Source organism: Pseudoduganella sp. RAF19, assembly GCF_052114165.1.
In the GTDB taxonomy this organism is placed as follows: Bacteria; Pseudomonadota; Gammaproteobacteria; order Burkholderiales; family Burkholderiaceae_D; genus Rugamonas.
The window spans coordinates 319,884-335,539 of the sequence record NZ_JBFREF010000009.1 but is presented as its reverse complement, the minus strand read 5'-3'; the positions used below and the strand labels follow the sequence as shown (position 1 = coordinate 335,539).

Here is a 15,656-nt window from a genome sequence, read left to right as displayed (position 1 = left end):
AGATTTTTCCCTTTAAAAACAGTCACTTGGAAATGCCCTCCTAGGAGAGCAAAAAACCGCATATTTTTCCTCGTGCTGTGCATAAGTCCAGTATTTAGGGACCAGTTTTTCGGTGAAATCAAGCTTTTTCTGCGCCGCGAACGGTGGAAAACCCCTGCTCCGGCCGCCGGACATTGTACCTATGGGGAAACATTAACATTTGCGTTTCCGCAACAAACCATAACCACAGAAACTTACAAAAATATCATGCACCGCAACATGGTGCTCAGACAATTCCTACAAATTCCTACTAAGTGCCGGTTTACTAAGTATTTTTCGCTTTTTTCCACAGAATCTGGGGATAACTTTGTGGAGAATGACTCAACAATACAACTTCTCCCTATGGATAAGCCTTACACGCGCCTAAACGTTGACAAAAACGGCATCAAAATAGCCTTTAAAAATCAATCACTTAGATATATGCTCACAGCATGCTTGCAAGTGCTGCCTCATATTTCCGCAGCAGAAATTTTTGTGCATAAGTCAGTCCACACTAACCGGCGTCAACCATGAAAAAAGGCGCGCTCCCGAGGAAACGCGCCTCTTTTGAAGCCAAACTACATCAAGCCGCGCGCATTGCCCGGCTATGGCTATGGACCGTTTCCACCAGCACCGAGACGGATTCCGGCGGCGTGAACTGAGAAATGCCGTGGCCCAGGTTGAAGACGTGGCCGGTATTATGCTTGCCAAACGACTCCAGGGTGCGCACGGCTTCCGCGCGGATCTGGTCCGGGTTGGCGAACAGGACGGCCGGGTCGATATTGCCCTGCAAAGCCATCTTATGGCCCACCAGGGCGCGGATCTTGCCCAGATTGGCGGTCCAGTCCAGACCCATGGCATCGGCGCCGATAGCGGCGATTTCTTCGGCCCAGTGGCCACCGCCCTTGGTGAACACGATGGCGGGAATCTTCACGCCATCCACTTCACGTTTCAGCAGGGACACCACTTTTTGCATATAGCTCAGGCTGAACTGCTGGTAGGCGCCATCGGCCAGCGCACCGCCCCAGGAATCGAAAATCATCACCGCCTGGGCGCCGGCGTCGATCTGGGCGTTCAGATATTCGGCGACCGCGCGCGCGTTGGTGTCCAGGATGTGGTGCATCAGGTCCGGACGGCTGTACATCATCTTTTTGATGGTGTGGAACTCACGGGAGCCTTCGCCTTCGACCATATAGCAGGCCAGGGTCCACGGGCTGCCGGAGAAGCCGATCAGGGGCACGCGGCCATTCAGCTCGGTACGGATCTGGGTGACGGCCTTGAATACATAGTCCAGCGAGCCCGGCTCAGGCACACGCAGGGCTTTCACTTCTTCTTCCGTCTTCAGCGGACGCTCGAATTTCGGACCTTCGCCTTCCACGAAATGCAGGCCCAGACCCATGGCGTCCGGCACCGTCAGGATGTCGGAGAACAGAATGGCCGCATCCAGCGGGTAGCGGTCGATTGGCTGCATCGTCACTTCGGTCGCCAGGTCGGGATTGGTGGCCAGGCCCATGAAGGAACCGGCTTTCTGGCGCGTCGCCCGGTATTCAGGCAGATATCGCCCCGCCTGGCGCATCAGCCAGACCGGCGTGTAGTCGGTCGGTTGGCGCAGCAGCGCACGCAGGAAGGTGTCGTTCTGGAGCGGGGCAAATTGTGGCATGAAAGACAATCAAAAGCGGGAAGAAAAAAGCTATTATCGCATCCTTGCCCCGATTCTTGCCTTGACCCAGTCCAGCCATGACCAATCCGATTACCGCGCCGTTTGGCGCCTGGCCATCTCCGATCAGCGCCGACCTGGTTGCCGCTGGTGCAACACCGCTGTCTTCGATCGTCCTGAGTGGAAATGACATTTACTGGCTGGCCGGCCGCGCCGCGGAAGCGGGCCGCAATACGCTGATGCGCCGCCGCGGCAACGCGGTCGACGAGCAGACGCCGATGCCCTTCAATGTCCGCAGCCGCGTGCACGAATACGGCGGCGGCGCCTACACAGTCGCCGGCGAGTCGGTGTTCTTCTCGCATTTCGCGGATAACCGCCTGTACCGCAAGGATGGCGCGAACGCGCCGCAGCCGGTCACTGCCCTGGGACGCCAACGCTATGCCGATTTCGTGGTGGATGCCAAGCGCCAGCGCCTGGTCGCCGTGCGCGAACAGCATCCGGAAGACGAAGGCTCGCATGCGCAGCCGGTGAACACGATTTGCGCGGTGGGTTTCGACGGCGGCGAGAACGTGCTCGCCCTGGGCGATGATTTCTATTCTTCGCCGCGCCTGTCGCCGGACGGCCGCCAGTTGGCCTGGCTTAGCTGGGATCATCCGCGCATGCCGTGGCAGGGTACGGAACTGTGGCTGGCGGATGTGCATGCCGACGGTTCGCTGGGTGCGCCGCGCCGCGTGGCGGGCGGCGTGGATGAATCGATCTGCCAGCCGGAATGGTCGCCTGCGGGCGTGCTGCATTTTGTATCGGATCGCAGCGGCTGGTGGAATCTCTACCGTCTGGGCCCTTCCGGCGCCGAAGCACTGTATCCGATGGAAGCCGAATTCGGCTCGCCGCATTGGACCTTCGGCAATGCGATGTACGGCTTCACGCCCGCTGGTGAAATTGTCTGCACCTATATCGAAAAAGGCGTCAGCAAGCTGGCGCGCCTGCGCGATGGCGTGCTGACGCCGATCGCCGTGCCGTATCAGGAAATCCGGGAACTGAAAGTGGGCGACGGTTTCGCCGTGCTGCTGGCGGGAAGCCCGACCATCGCCGCCGAAATCGCGCGCATCGATCTGGCCAGCGGCGAGCTGCAAGTGCTGGAGCGCTCGATTGCCTCCCTGCCGGACGTGGGCTACCTGGCTATCCCCGACAGCATCAGCTACCCGAGCGCAAATGGCCGCACGGCGCATGCCTTCTTCTACCCGCCGCGTAATAAGGATGTGCAGGCGCCTGCGGGCAGCAAGCCGCCGGTGATCGTGATCAGCCACGGCGGCCCGACCGGCATGGCGGCCAGCACGCTGAAGCTGGCCACGCAATACTGGACCAGCCGCGGCTTCGGCGTGCTGGACGTGAATTACGGCGGCAGCACCGGTTTTGGCCGCGCATACCGTGACGCGCTGAAAGGCCAGTGGGGCATCGTCGATGTGGAGGATTGCATCGCCGGTGCGCGCCATCTCGTCGCCAGCGGCCTGACGGATGGCGAACGCCTGATCGTGCGCGGCGGCAGCGCAGGCGGCCTGACGACGCTGTGCGCGCTGACCTTCCACGATGTGTTCAAGGCGGGCGCCAGCTACTACGGCGTGTCCGACCTCAAGGGCCTGGATCAGGATTCGCACAAATTCGAATCGCACTACAACGAATACCTGATCGCGCCGCAGCCCGCCGCCGAAGCGCTGTATGCCCAGCGTTCGCCGATCAATCACACGCAGCGCCTGTCGCGCCCCATGATCTTCTTCCAGGGCCTGGATGACAAAGTCGTGCCGCCGCAGCAGTCCGAGATGATGGTGGATGCGCTGAAGCAGCGCGGGGTGCCGGTGGCGTATGTGCCGCTGGAAGGCGAAGGCCACGGTTTCCGCAAGGCGGAGAACATCGTGCGCACGCTGGAATCCGAACTGTATTTCTATCAGCGCATCTTCGGCCTGCCGGTGGCTGATGCCGCGCCGCCCGTGGTGATCGATAATTTCTGATGAGTGATGCGCTGCTGGCGGAGTTCGACGCGCTCGAACTCCCCGAGAAGATGATTCTCGCCTTGCTGGCCTTGATGGGCGATCCCGTCGGCCGCACGGCGATTCTCGATCAGCTGAATAAGGCTGGCGTCAACGATGTGAACGGCCAGCCATTCACGGTGACATCGCTGGATGATCCCCTGATCAAGCTGGAACGCCTGGCCTTCGCCAGCGTGGTGACGGCGCGCGGCTATGTCTGCAATACGAAGCTGCGCTGGCCTGCCATCCGCGCCGCCATCGGCGCGCATCTGCTGGACGATCTGTGCATCGCGCACGAGTCGCTCAACCCGATGCGCCAGAGCTGGAACGGCAATTACGAGCCGCGCAGCTACCGCCACGGCGTGGCGCGCCTGCGCATGGCGCTGCTGCGTGGACGTCCGCCGCAGGAAGTGATGCCGCTGCTGCAGGCCTGCATGGTGTGCTACGAGGCGGCGCAACTGCATCCGATTGTCGACATCTTCACGCGTCCGTTCGAGACAGGCATGCTGCTGCTGGTGCATCCGCTGCTGCAGGACGATGTGCTGATGCTGCTGCTCCAGCACACCCAGCGCGAACCGGCCCTGGCGCCGCTGGTGCGCGGTTATGCGGAGCGTCATTTCCAGCGCCGTATCGCGGGCGACCATATCGTCAGCCCGGCGCTGCGCCTGGCACTGGCCGAGCATGCGATTCTGTGCGGGCAGCTTGCCGATGCGGCGCGCTACCTGGAAGGCGTGGAAGGCGCGCTGGCGCAGTTCTTCTCCAGCGTGGTCACGCTGCTGCGCGGTGACGCAAACGCTGCAGGCGCGGCACTGGCCGGCTTTGAAGCAGCACTGAAGGCGATCCGCCGCGAATCCGGCAAACGCAAGCATCTGTTCCAGGGCATGGGCGGCCATCTCTACGTGGTGGCCTTGCTGCGCGCGGGCGAAGCCAAACACCTGAAGGCGGCAGAAAGTTATCTGGAGCTGGCCGTGCACGCCCAGCACAATCCGGACAGCGCGGTCTACCAGCAACTAAGCATGCTGCGCCAGATACGCGCCGGCACCATGCAGGCCGACATCGTACTGTCGCGCGGCTGGGAAACACCAATGCAGGCGCAAATGTTCCAGTCGCTGCTCTATTACTGGCTCGCGCTACCGCAGCTGAAGCAGCGCCGGGCCGAATTGCAGGATCTGGTGCAGAACGCGGAGTCGGCAGGCTTCATGCTCATCGCCGCACAGGCGCAAAGCCTGCTGGGCCACCTCGGCGATGAAGGTGCGATGGCCGCTGCCGCCGCGCTGCGGGAGAAGCTTGGGTTGCCGGATCTGGCGACCTGGTTCGAACGGCAGGAAGCCTGGCAACGCCAGCTGACTGCCCTGATCAATCTGCAGCAGGGCGTGCCGGACGCCGGCGGCGAAACGCGGCTGGTATGGGTCATCAGCCTGGGCGCACGCCACGGCATTTCGGAAGTCGAGCCGCGCGAGCAGAAACGCGATGTACGCGGCCAATGGGGCAAGGGCCGTCCCATGGCACTGAAGCGGCTGCGCGAAGAAGCTGCACAACTGGACTTTCTGACGCCGCAGGATGTACGCATCAGCAGCACGATTTCCCCGGCGCGGCAGGCCTACGCGTCGAGCCTGCGCTACGACATCGACACTGAACAAGCTGCACTGGCCCTGGTCGGCCACCCGCACATCTACTGGATGGATGCGCCGGACGTGCGCGTCGAATTGCAGGGCGGCGAACCGGAGCTGCTGATCCGCCAGCAGAACGGCAAGCTGCATCTCACCCTGCAGCCAGCGATTACCGACCCAAACGCCAGCGTCATCATCATGAAGGAAGCGCCGAACCGCCTGCGCGTGGTCAGTATCAGCGACGAGCACCGCCGCATTGCCGCCATCGTCGGCGACGGCCTGAGCGTGCCGCTGCATGCGGAAGAGCAGGTGCTGCAGGCGATTGGCGCGGTATCGTCCATCGTGACGGTGCAGTCGGATATCGGCGCGGGCGCCGTCAACGCCGACCAGGTCGATGCCGACAGCCGCCTGCACGTGCATCTGCTGCCTTACCAGCAGGGCCTGAAGATGCAGGTCCAGGTGCGTCCGCTGCCCGATGCAGGGCCGTACTACGCACCCGGTTCCGGCGCGGAAAGTGTGATTGCCGATGTTGGTGGCCGCTCGATCCAGGCGCGCCGCAATCTGGCCGGCGAACGCGATGCAGAGCGCCAGCTGATCCTGAAATGCGATGCGCTGGAACAGGGCGAGCAGGATCACGGCGAATGGCTGCTGGGCCAGCCCGCGCTCGCGCTGCAATTACTGGCCGAACTGCAGGAACAGGACAATGTGGTGATCGCCTGGCCGGAGGGGGAAACCTTCCGCGTCACGAAGCCGGTCTACACCAAGCAGCTCAAGCTGAACATCAAGAGCAAGAAGGATTGGTTTGCCGCCAGCGGCCAGTTGCAGATCGATGAAGAGCGCGTGATGGACCTGCGTTCGCTGCTGGAGCTAATCCGCGCCAACAAGAGCCGTTTCATCGAACTGGGCGATCAGCAATTCCTGGCGTTGTCGGAAGAACTGCACCGCCGCCTGCAAGAGCTGGCGTCTTACGGCGAAGACGATGACGCGGGCATGAGGGTGCACCGCCTGGCGGCCTTTGTACTGGAAGAGCTGGCGTCCGACGTCGGCATTCTGGAAGCGGATCGCATGTGGAAAGAGCATCTGGCCCGCATCGAGTCCACCGCCGCCTATACGCCGCAGCTGCCGAGCACCTTGCAGGCCGAGCTGCGCGACTACCAGCGCGAAGGCTTCGAATGGCTGGCGCGGCTGGCGCATTGGGGCGTCGGCGCCTGTCTGGCCGACGATATGGGCCTGGGCAAGACGCTGCAGGCGCTGGCTCTGATCCTGCTGCGCGCACCGCAAGGGCCAACGCTGGTCGTTGCGCCAACCTCCGTCTGCCTGAACTGGGTGGCGGAAGCGGCGCGCTTTGCGCCCACGCTGAACGTGAAGCTGTACGGCACCGGCGACCGCGAAGCGATGCTCGAAAACGCCGGGCCGTTTGATCTCATCGTCACGAGCTACGGGCTACTGCAGCTGGAATCCGAACGCTTCACCAAACGGCACTGGCATACCATCGTACTGGACGAAGCCCAGGCCATCAAGAATGCCGCCACCAAGCGCTCGCAGGCCGTGATGGCACTGCAGAGCGACTTCCGCATGGTGGCCACCGGCACACCGCTGGAAAATCATCTGGGCGAGTTGTGGAACCTGTTCCGCTTCATCAATCCGGGCCTGCTGGGCAGCCACGAACAGTTCAACCTGCGCTTTGCGGGACCGATCGAGCGCCAGCAGGACCATCGCGCCGAAGTGGGCGCTCGCAATCGCCTGCGCCGCCTGATCGGACCTTTCGTCCTGCGCCGCACCAAAGCGCAGGTGCTGACCGAGCTGCCGGCGCGTACCGAAATCACGCTGGAAGTGGATTTGTCGGCGGAAGAAACCGCGCTGTACGAATCGCTGCGCCGCGAAGCACTGGAAAAGCTGGCGGCGATCGACGTCCCGGTGGACAAGAAATCCATCGCCATTCTGGCCGAGATCATGAAGCTGCGCCGCGCCTGCTGCAATCCGAACCTGGTGGCGCCCAGTCTGAAACTCCAGAGCAGCAAACTGGCCGCGTTCTCCCATCTGGTGGACGGGCTGCTGGAAAATCGCCACAAAGTGCTGGTGTTCAGCCAGTTCGTCGATCATCTGACGCTGATCCGCGAGCAGCTGGAGCGCAAAGGCATCCGCTATCAATACCTCGACGGCTCCACGCCGATGGCCCAGCGCAAGCAGGCGGTGGACGCCTTCCAGGCCGGCGAAGGCGATCTGTTCCTGATCAGCCTGAAGGCCGGCGGCGTCGGCATCAACCTGACCGCCGCCGACTATGTCATCCACATGGACCCGTGGTGGAACCCGGCGGTGGAAGACCAGGCCTCCGACCGCGCGCACCGCATGGGTCAACTACGCCCGGTAACCATCTATCGCCTGGTGGCACGCCACACCATCGAAGAAGGCATTGTCGATCTGCATGCGCACAAGCGCGAACTGGCGGATAGCCTGCTCGACGGCAGCGATACGGCCGCGCGCATGACGGCCGAGGACATGCTCGCCATGCTGAACGAAGGCCTGCGCCGCCCATAAATACAGCGTGCGGCACGTTTTGCGCAGCCGGACTATGATGAAGATGTAAGCTCTCAAGGAGCAATATCATGGTTGATACACTTCTGCGCGTCTTCGACAATCTTTCGGTCGCCGAACAGGCGCGTGAGGCCCTGCTGGCCGCTGGCGTCGATTCGCGCGCCGTGCGCCTGTCCTCGCGTGAGGATGACGGCGGCCCCGTGCAGGGCAACTTCATCGTGGATTTGTCGAACAAGCCGACGCCGTCGTGGCGCAACCGCCAGTCCGACCAGTCCGAGCTGCGCAGGCCACAGCAGCGCAGCAGCTGCCTCCTGAGCGTACGCCTGGAAGACAAGCGCCAGGGCATGCTCGTCGCCACCATCCTCGACCGCTACGCTTCGGTGGACCGCGGTAACCGGATGGGCCTCTACTGATCGCTCGCCACGGCCGGGATTCCATGCGATTATCCCGGCATGAATACTCAACAAGCGCTTGAATTCGTGCGCGAACAAGGTGTGGTACTGGTGTCCGCACAAGGACCCGCGCCACGTCTGACCGAAGCCATCGCCGGTGAACCCATCAAGGGCAGCTGGTGGGGCCACGCCAAAGGCAAGCAGATTTTCGCCGTGCTGGACGCGTTGAACGACCACGCCGACATCCTGGTTTGCCGCCTGCTGCAAAACAAACTCACCATGGTGCACCGCCGTCTGTGGCCAGCGCTGGCTGCTGTCGCGCACGAGCTGCCGGCGGCGGCGATTGTGCGCGTAACGCAGGAACACACGGCATCCGGCAAGCACGTGAACCACGAGACGCCATTCCCCGACTGGCTGCCGCCGGAGGCGGCGGAACAGGGCGCACGGATGAGTCCTGCCGAGGCCCGAATCCAGCTCGGCTTGTGATAATCTCGCAGGCTGCACTTTCAGAAAGCTGAAACAATATGATCAAGACCAAGATCGCCCTGGCGGCGATGATGCTGTCCCTGGCATTCGCGCCAGCCGAGGCAGCAAAGAAGCCGTCCAGCAAGGCCAAAACCACGGCCAGCGCAAGTAAAAAGTCGTCGTCCTCGAAATCGTCGGGTAAATCGTCGAAGAGCAAGGGCAAGTCCAAAGGCAAGGGCAAGGCCGCCGCAGCCGGCGCCGCCGCCACGACCGCCGTTGCGGCCAAGCCGCTGACGCCGGAACGCCGCCAGGACAAGAACTTCGACGCCCAGGCCAATCTCTTCCTCAACGCCCTGTGGCGCATCGATCCGGAGTCGGCCATCGGCGCGGGCAAGTACGACACGGCAGCCATGCTGACCATTCCCGACCAGCCAACGCGCGACAAGCAGCTGGCGTTTATCGACGAATGGCTGGGCAAATTCGGCGCAGTGGATGCGAAGCAGCTGTCGCCCAAGCAGCGCACCGACCTGGGCCTGCTGATCAACAAACTGAATAGCGACCGCTGGTACCTGACCACCTTCCGCGAGTTCGAGTGGAATCCGGCCAGCTACAACATCGCCAGCCCGATCGACTTCATTCTGAACACGGAATACGCGGCCAAGCCGCAGCGTCTGCGCACGCTGCTGAAGCGCATCGGGGGCGTGCCGGCTTACTACGACGCGGCACGCAACAGCATCAATAATCCGACCCGCGAACACACGCGCCTGGCCATCGACCAGGCGCCGGGCGTGCTGTCGGTGCTGGCGGACCTGGACAAGGAAGCACAGGCGTCCATCCTCACCGCCAATGAGAAGGAACTGTTCAAGCAGCGTATCGCAGCCGCCAAGACTGCGGTGGAAGGCTATGCAGCCTGGCTGGGCGAGCTGGATAAGCAGCTGGAGACGGCAGGCAATGCGCGCTCCTTCCGCATCGGCAAGGAACTGTATGAGGCCAAGTTTGGCTTCGACATCCAGTCCGGCAGCACGGCGGAACAGACTTACCAGAAGGCGCTGGCTACGCGCGAGCAGCTGCTGTCGAATATGGACCGCATCTCGGACGAACTGTGGCCGAAGTACCTGGCCGATACGCCGAAACCTGCCGACCGCAGCGTGAAGATCGGCATGATGATCGATAAGCTGTCGTCCAATCACGTGACGCCGGCCGAGTTCTTCCCCGAAATCCGCCGCGAGATTCCGGTGCTGCAGGACTGGGTGGTTTCGCATGACCTGCTGACGCTCGATTCGAAGAAGCCATTGATCGTGCGCGAAACGCCGGCCTACCAGCGCGGCGTGGCTGGGGCCAGCATCGAGGCGCCTGGTCCATACCGTCCGCAGGACCGCACCTACTACAACGTGACGCCGCTGGACGACGCCACGCCGGAGCAGGCGGAAAGCACGCTGCGCGAGTACAACAACTGGATTCTGCAAGTCCTCAATATGCATGAGGCGATTCCGGGCCACTATGCACAGCTGGTGTATGCGAACCGTTCGCCCTCCATTGTGAAGTCGATCTTCGGTAATGGGGCGATGGTGGAAGGCTGGGCGGTCTACGCCGAGCGCATGATGCTGGAGTCAGGCTATGGCAACAACGAGCCCGAGATGTGGCTGATGTACTCGAAATGGAACCTGCGCAGCGTGACCAACACCATCCTGGACTACAGCGTGCACGTGCTGGGCATGACGCAGGAGCAGGCCATCGACCTGCTGACCAAGCAAGCCTTCCAGACGCCTGCTGAAGCGGCCGAGAAATGGCGCCGCGTGCAGCTGACCTCCGTTCAGCTGACCAGCTATTTCAGCGGCTATTCCGAAATCATGGATCTGCGCGAACAGCGCCGCGCCGCGCTGGGCAGCAAGTTCTCGCTCAAGCAATTCCACGAGCAGTTCCTCAGCTACGGCAGCGCCCCTGTGCGCGTGATCAAAGAGCTGATGCAGTAAAAGAAAAAAGCGCCCCGCGGGGCGCTTTTTTTTTTCAGGTGTTTTCTTCGGACGGCGCCTGGGTGGCTTTGACGAAGACCGGGGATAGCAACACGCCGATTTCGAACAGCAGCCACATCGGGATGGCCAGGGAGAACTGGCTGACGATGTCGGGCGGGGTGACGATGGCGGCAATCACGAAGGCGCCGACGATGACATAGCCGCGCCACTCCTTCAGTTTGGCCACCGACACCAGGCCCATGCGCACCAGGACCACCACCACCACCGGCACTTCGAAGGCGCAGCCGAAGGCCAGGCACATGGACATCACGAAGTCGAGGTAGTTCTCGATATCCGGCGTGACCGCAATCGAGGTGGGCGAGAATTCGGAGATGAAGTGGAAGACGCGGCCGAATACCAGGAAGTAGCAGAAGGCCACGCCCACAATGAACAGCAGCGAAGACGCTATCACCAGCGGCGCCACCAGGCGCTTTTCATGCGCGTACAGGCCGGGCGCCACGAAAGCCCACATCTGGTACAGCACCCAGGGCAGCGCACCGATAAAGCCCAGCAGCAGGGTGACCTTCATCGGCACCAGGAATGGCGAGATCACGCCCGTTGCGATCATCTTCGAGCCGGTCGGCAGGGAGTTGATCATCGGCGCGGCGATGAGATCGTAGATATGGGAGGGGCCGGGCCAGATCATCAGCGCCGCGGTCACGATCAGGATGCCGATGCTGGCCTTGACCAGGCGGTCGCGCAGTTCGATCAGGTGGCTGATGAAGGTTTCTTCGACCGGTTCTTGTTGGCTCATTTAGTAGAACGATGCTGGTGGTTTGCCGCTGCGCGGACGGAAACGCGCCACGCGCGCCGCGCCGGACACCACATGCATGCGTCCACCATTGCGCTGCTTGTACCACAGCGGTACGGCGGAGGTGCGCACCAGGCGCTTGCGGCGGAATTCCTTGGCCTTGCGCGACAAATCGTCGGTAGTAGCCGTGCTGACGGCCGGTTCGTGCTGATGGTCGACGCGCAGGGCGTCCTCGACCTCGGCCATATTGGCAGCGATGGAGTTTTCCACATCAGCCTTGAAGGTGCTGGCCGCTTCGGAGGCCTGCTTTTGCAGGTTCTTCAGCTCTTCCAGCTCGATTTCGCGGCTGACTTCGGATTTCACTTCCTGCAGATAACGCTGCGCGCGGCCATACAGCGTGCCGGCCATGCGCGCTACCTTGGGCAGCTTTTCAGGACCGATCACGACCAGGGCCACTGCCCCGATAATGGCGAGTTTGGAAAGACCGAGATCGATCATCAGAATGCTTTACTGCTTGGTCTTTTCCTTGGCTTCCACTTCGATGGTGCCCTTGTCGGTCACCTGCGCAGGAGGCGGAGCTGGCTGGGCTGGCTTGTCATCCTCGTCGCCCTTCACGCCATCCTTGAAGCCTTTGACGGCTTTGCCCAGGTCCGAGCCGATATTGCCCAGCTTCTTGGTGCCGAATACCAGCATGACCACCACCAGGACGATCAGCCAGTGCCAAATGCTCATAGAACCCATTTTGTTGCCCCTAAAAAAGCGTTAATTCACACAGTATACGCGAAGCGCGCCTGTCATGTGCCTGTAATGATTTTTTATCAAGTTCGCATGCCGCGCCACGGACGAGGTCCACCATACAGGTGCATGTGCAGATGGTACACCTCCTGTCCGCCGTCAGGCCCGCTGTTGATCAGGAACTTGAAGCCGCGCGTAGGCTGGCCCTGCTCATCATAGGTCACCGAAATATTGTGCTCGGCAGCCAGCTTCGGCACCAGGGACATCATCTTGCCCAGCAGTGGCGCGTGTTCCGGCGTGCAGTCGGACATGGTCGAGATGTGTGTTTTCGGGATAATCAGCAGGTGTACAGGGGCCGCCGGATTGATGTCCTTGAACACCATCAGGTCGTCGTCTTCATGCACCACGGATGCAGGAATCTGTTTCGCTGCGATTTTGCAGAACAGGCAGTTTTCCAACGTAGTCTCCTCTTATTCCTTGCGGGCGGCTTTTTCGTCCAGGCCGGACAAGCCTTCGCGCCGCGCCAGCTCATCGAGCACCTGCTGCGGCGTGAGGCCGAACTGGGCCAGCAGAACCATCGAATGGAACCACAGATCGGCCGTTTCGTACAGCACTTTGGAGGCATCGCCGCTGACGCGGGCATCCTTGGCCGCCATCACGGTCTCGGTAGCTTCCTCGCCGATCTTCTTCAGGATGGCGTCGTCGCCCTTGCTGAACAGCTTGGCGACATAAGAGCTCGACGGATCGCCGCCCTTGCGCGATTCGATGGTGGCCGCCACGCGGTCCAGTACAGTCGTCATTTCTTCGCTTCCGTGTAGATTTCGTCCGGATCTTTCAGCACCGGCTCGACGGCTTTCCAGTCGCCGTCTTCGAATTTGTTGAAGAAGCAGCTGTGGCGGCCCGTGTGGCAGGCGATGTCGCCTTCCTGGGCAATCTTCAGCAGCACCACGTCCTCATCGCAATCGAGGCGAATCTCTTTCACCTTCTGCACGTGGCCGGACTCTTCGCCCTTGTGCCACAGCTTCTTGCGCGAGCGGCTCCAGTACACCGCCTCGCCCAGCTCCACGGTCTTGTAGAGCGCATCGCGATTCATCCATGCGAACATCAGCACATCGTTGCTGCCGTCTTCCTGGGCGATCACCGGCACCAGGCCGTGTTCGTCCCATTTCACGCGATTCAGCCATTTGGCTTTCGCGATCTGCGCTGCGGTTCCGTTTGCCATTCTCGTTTCCCCGATTTCAATCCAGGCGCATGGGAATGCCTTGCGCCGCCATAAAGCGCTTGGCTTCCTGCACCGTGTGCTGGCCATAGTGGAAAATGCTGGCGGCCAGCACGGCGTCAGCATGGCCCAGCTTGACGCCGTCGGCCAGATCCTGCAAACCGCCCACGCCACCGGATGCGATAACCGGTACATTGACGGCGTCGCTGACGGCACGGGTCAGCGCCAGGTCGAAACCTGACTTGGTGCCGTCGCGATCCATGCTGGTCAGCAGGAGTTCACCTGCGCCCAGCGCTTCCATTTTCTTCGCCCACTCGATCGCATCAAGACCGGTGGCATTGCGGCCGCCGTGGGTGAACACTTCCCATTTACCCGGCGATACCTGCTTGGCGTCGATCGCCACCACGATGCACTGGCTGCCGTGCTTCTGCGAGGCTTCGTACACCAGCTGCGGATTGCTCACCGCCGAGGTGTTCAGGCTGATCTTGTCCGCGCCCGCGTTCAGCAGGCGGCGCACATCTTCCACCTGGCGCACGCCGCCGCCCACGGTCAGCGGGATGAAGACTTGTGAAGCCACGGCTTCGATGATGTCCAGGATCAGGCCACGGTTGTCGCTGGAGGCGGTGATGTCGAGGAAGGTCAGTTCGTCGGCGCCCTGCTCGTCGTAGCGGCGCGCGATTTCCACCGGGTCGCCGGCGTCGCGCAGCTCGGTGAAGTTGACGCCTTTGACGACGCGGCCATTGGTCACGTCCAGGCAGGGGATGATGCGTTTTGCCAGCATGGGTTTACTCTTCTTCGAGATCGCCCGACAGTTCATCGGCGCGTTCCTGCGCCGTGGTCAGGTTCAGCGTGCCTTCGTAAATCGAACGGCCGCAGATCACGCCTTCGATGCCTTCGTCCTGCACCGCGCACAGGTCTTCCACGTCCTTGATGGTGTGCACGCCGCCCGATGCGATGATCGGAATGCGCACCGCCTGCGCCAGGCGCACGGTGGCTTCGATGTTCACACCACCCATCATGCCGTCGCGGCCGATGTCGGTGTAGACGATGGATTCCACGCCATACTGTTCGAACTTCTGCGCCAGGTCGATCACTTCGTGGCCGGACATCTTGCTCCAGCCGTCGGTCGCCACCTTGCCGTCCTTGGCGTCCAGGCCGACGATGATGTGGCCAGGGAAGGCGCCGCAGGCGTCGTGCAGGAAGCCGGGGCTCTTCACGGCCGCGGTGCCGATGATGATGTAGCTGATGCCATCGTCCAGGTAACGTTCGATGGTGTCGAGATCGCGGATGCCGCCGCCCAGCTGGACGGGGATTTCATCGATCTCGTTTTCTTCCGCATAGTCGCGGACTGCTTGCAGGATGGATTTGACCGCACCTTCGTTCTTCGGCTTGCCGGCAAAGGCGCCGTTCAGATCGACCAGATGCAAGCGGCGCGCGCCTTGTTTCAGCCAATGACGCGCCATCTCGGCGGGATCTTCGGAGAACACAGTAGCAAGTTCCATATCGCCTTGTTTCAGGCGAACGCAGTGACCGTCCTTGAGGTCGATAGCAGGAATGAGCAGCATGATTTTGGTCTTTTTGGGTTAAGGGTTCCAGTGAACGAAATTCTTGTAGAGCTGCAGGCCGGTGGCCGCACTCTTCTCCGGGTGGAACTGGGTCGCGAAGATATTGTCGCGGGCAACGGCGCAGCAGAAGGCGTCGCCGTACTGCGTTTCGCCCACGCTGTGCGCCGCGTTTTCCGGCTGCGCGTAATAGCTGTGGACGAAGTAGAACCAGGCGTTGTCCGGGATGTCTTTCCACATCGCGTGCGGCACCTTCTGCTGCACGCGGTTCCAGCCCATCTGCGGCACTTTGAAGCGCGAGCCGTCGTCCTGCGTGCGGCCTTCCAGCTGGAAGCGCACGACTTTGCCCGGCAGCAGGCCGAGGCCCGGCGTATTGCCTTCCTCGCTGACGTCGAGCAGCATCTGCTCGCCCACGCACACGCCCATCATGGGTTTGGATGCGGCGGCGCGCAGCAACGCATCGCGCACGCCGGATTCATTCAGGCTGCGCATGCAGTCGCGCATGGCGCCCTGGCCGGGCAGCACGATGCGGTCGGCGCTGTCGATATCGCCCGGCTGGCCGGAAATGCGGATATCGTCTTCCGGCGCGACCGCGCGCAGGGCTTGCGCCACCGAGCGCAGATTGCCCATGCCGTAATCAACTACTACGATCTTTTTCATTTTGGTGAGCCGTGTA

At 62.0% G+C, this 15,656-nt stretch carries 15 protein-coding genes; 5 read left to right on the top strand and 10 right to left on the bottom strand.

All coding sequences use genetic code 11. From position 1 onward, the window contains the following. Positions 1 to 601 precede the first annotated feature (601 nt). Positions 602 to 1,678, bottom strand: a complete 1,077-nt coding sequence (gene hemE, locus AB4Z19_RS24145; protein ID WP_442036250.1) for a uroporphyrinogen decarboxylase — start codon at positions 1,676 to 1,678, stop codon at positions 602 to 604. 77 nt (positions 1,679 to 1,755) lie between these two features. Between hemE and AB4Z19_RS24140 the strand changes: the two genes are divergently transcribed. From AB4Z19_RS24140 to AB4Z19_RS24120, 5 genes are all read left to right on the top strand, one after another. Further along, positions 1,756 to 3,681, top strand: coding sequence for a dipeptidyl-peptidase 5 (locus tag AB4Z19_RS24140; protein ID WP_442026880.1), 1,926 nt, complete (start codon positions 1,756 to 1,758; stop codon positions 3,679 to 3,681). After that, positions 3,681 to 7,847 carry a DEAD/DEAH box helicase gene (locus AB4Z19_RS24135; RefSeq protein ID WP_442036248.1) on the top strand — a complete coding sequence of 1,389 codons (4,167 nt, stop codon included), beginning with the start codon at positions 3,681 to 3,683 and terminating at the stop codon, positions 7,845 to 7,847. The genes AB4Z19_RS24140 and AB4Z19_RS24135 overlap by 1 nt, the downstream gene beginning before the upstream one ends. Before the next feature lie 68 nt (positions 7,848 to 7,915). Beyond that, positions 7,916 to 8,257 carry a hypothetical protein gene (locus AB4Z19_RS24130; protein WP_442024801.1) on the top strand — a complete coding sequence of 114 codons (342 nt, stop codon included), beginning with the start codon at positions 7,916 to 7,918 and terminating at the stop codon, positions 8,255 to 8,257. Between the two features lie 39 nt (positions 8,258 to 8,296). After that, the gene (locus tag AB4Z19_RS24125) at positions 8,297 to 8,722 is read left to right on the top strand and encodes a hypothetical protein (protein ID WP_442024803.1); all 426 of its coding nucleotides are present in this window, start codon (positions 8,297 to 8,299) and stop codon (positions 8,720 to 8,722) included. 38 nt (positions 8,723 to 8,760) lie between these two features. Continuing rightward, positions 8,761 to 10,674, top strand: coding sequence for a DUF885 domain-containing protein (locus tag AB4Z19_RS24120; protein ID WP_442024805.1), 1,914 nt, complete (start codon positions 8,761 to 8,763; stop codon positions 10,672 to 10,674). Between the two features lie 34 nt (positions 10,675 to 10,708). Here AB4Z19_RS24120 and tatC read toward each other — a convergent pair whose 3' ends face one another. The 9 genes from tatC to hisH all read right to left on the bottom strand — a co-directional run bounded on the left by tatC (position 10,709) and on the right by hisH (position 15,640). Continuing rightward, positions 10,709 to 11,467: a twin-arginine translocase subunit TatC gene (tatC, locus tag AB4Z19_RS24115; protein WP_442024807.1), complete on the bottom strand. Its 759-nt coding sequence runs from the start codon at positions 11,465 to 11,467 to the stop codon at positions 10,709 to 10,711. Next, a complete protein-coding gene (gene tatB, locus AB4Z19_RS24110; protein ID WP_442024809.1) occupies positions 11,468 to 11,962 on the bottom strand; it encodes a Sec-independent protein translocase protein TatB in 495 nt (164 codons plus the stop codon). 9 nt (positions 11,963 to 11,971) lie between these two features. Then, the gene (gene tatA / locus AB4Z19_RS24105; protein ID WP_442024811.1) at positions 11,972 to 12,205 is read right to left on the bottom strand and encodes a Sec-independent protein translocase subunit TatA; all 234 of its coding nucleotides are present in this window, start codon (positions 12,203 to 12,205) and stop codon (positions 11,972 to 11,974) included. A gap of 77 nt (positions 12,206 to 12,282) precedes the next feature. Further along, positions 12,283 to 12,657, bottom strand: coding sequence for a histidine triad nucleotide-binding protein (locus AB4Z19_RS24100; RefSeq protein ID WP_442024813.1), 375 nt, complete (start codon positions 12,655 to 12,657; stop codon positions 12,283 to 12,285). Between the two features lie 12 nt (positions 12,658 to 12,669). Then, on the bottom strand, positions 12,670 to 12,999 hold the full coding sequence (locus AB4Z19_RS24095) for a phosphoribosyl-ATP diphosphatase (protein WP_442024815.1): 330 nt from the start codon (positions 12,997 to 12,999) through the stop codon (positions 12,670 to 12,672). Then, positions 12,996 to 13,421 (bottom strand): phosphoribosyl-AMP cyclohydrolase, encoded by a 426-nt coding sequence (gene hisI / locus AB4Z19_RS24090; RefSeq protein WP_442024817.1) that lies wholly within the window; start codon positions 13,419 to 13,421, stop codon positions 12,996 to 12,998. The genes AB4Z19_RS24095 and hisI overlap by 4 nt, the downstream gene beginning before the upstream one ends. A gap of 16 nt (positions 13,422 to 13,437) precedes the next feature. Then, on the bottom strand, positions 13,438 to 14,199 hold the full coding sequence (gene hisF / locus AB4Z19_RS24085) for an imidazole glycerol phosphate synthase subunit HisF (protein ID WP_442024819.1): 762 nt from the start codon (positions 14,197 to 14,199) through the stop codon (positions 13,438 to 13,440). Positions 14,200 to 14,203: 4 nt separating this feature from the next. Further along, entirely contained in the window at positions 14,204 to 14,983 is a 780-nt protein-coding gene (gene hisA, locus AB4Z19_RS24080; RefSeq protein WP_442024821.1) for a 1-(5-phosphoribosyl)-5-[(5-phosphoribosylamino)methylideneamino]imidazole-4-carboxamide isomerase, read from the bottom strand. An 18-nt stretch (positions 14,984 to 15,001) separates the two neighbouring features. Further along, complete coding sequence (gene hisH, locus AB4Z19_RS24075; protein ID WP_442024823.1) at positions 15,002 to 15,640, bottom strand: imidazole glycerol phosphate synthase subunit HisH; 639 nt, start codon at positions 15,638 to 15,640, stop codon at positions 15,002 to 15,004. Positions 15,641 to 15,656 lie beyond the last annotated feature (16 nt).

Bases quoted from the DNA above. Each gene is read 5' to 3' on its own strand.
- hemE (WP_442036250.1), bottom strand. From the start codon at position 1,678: ATGCCACAATTTGCCCCGCTCCAGAACGACACCTTCCTGCGTGCGCTG.
- AB4Z19_RS24140 (WP_442026880.1), top strand. From the start codon at position 1,756: ATGACCAATCCGATTACCGCGCCGTTTGGCGCCTGGCCATCTCCGATC.
- AB4Z19_RS24135 (WP_442036248.1), top strand. From the start codon at position 3,681: ATGAGTGATGCGCTGCTGGCGGAGTTCGACGCGCTCGAACTCCCCGAG.
- AB4Z19_RS24130 (WP_442024801.1), top strand. From the start codon at position 7,916: ATGGTTGATACACTTCTGCGCGTCTTCGACAATCTTTCGGTCGCCGAA.
- AB4Z19_RS24125 (WP_442024803.1), top strand. From the start codon at position 8,297: ATGAATACTCAACAAGCGCTTGAATTCGTGCGCGAACAAGGTGTGGTA.
- AB4Z19_RS24120 (WP_442024805.1), top strand. From the start codon at position 8,761: ATGATCAAGACCAAGATCGCCCTGGCGGCGATGATGCTGTCCCTGGCA.
- tatC (WP_442024807.1), bottom strand. From the start codon at position 11,467: ATGAGCCAACAAGAACCGGTCGAAGAAACCTTCATCAGCCACCTGATC.
- tatB (WP_442024809.1), bottom strand. From the start codon at position 11,962: ATGATCGATCTCGGTCTTTCCAAACTCGCCATTATCGGGGCAGTGGCC.
- tatA (WP_442024811.1), bottom strand. From the start codon at position 12,205: ATGGGTTCTATGAGCATTTGGCACTGGCTGATCGTCCTGGTGGTGGTC.
- AB4Z19_RS24095 (WP_442024815.1), bottom strand. From the start codon at position 12,999: ATGACGACTGTACTGGACCGCGTGGCGGCCACCATCGAATCGCGCAAG.
- hisI (WP_442024817.1), bottom strand. From the start codon at position 13,421: ATGGCAAACGGAACCGCAGCGCAGATCGCGAAAGCCAAATGGCTGAAT.
- hisF (WP_442024819.1), bottom strand. From the start codon at position 14,199: ATGCTGGCAAAACGCATCATCCCCTGCCTGGACGTGACCAATGGCCGC.
- hisA (WP_442024821.1), bottom strand. From the start codon at position 14,983: ATGCTGCTCATTCCTGCTATCGACCTCAAGGACGGTCACTGCGTTCGC.
- hisH (WP_442024823.1), bottom strand. From the start codon at position 15,640: ATGAAAAAGATCGTAGTAGTTGATTACGGCATGGGCAATCTGCGCTCG.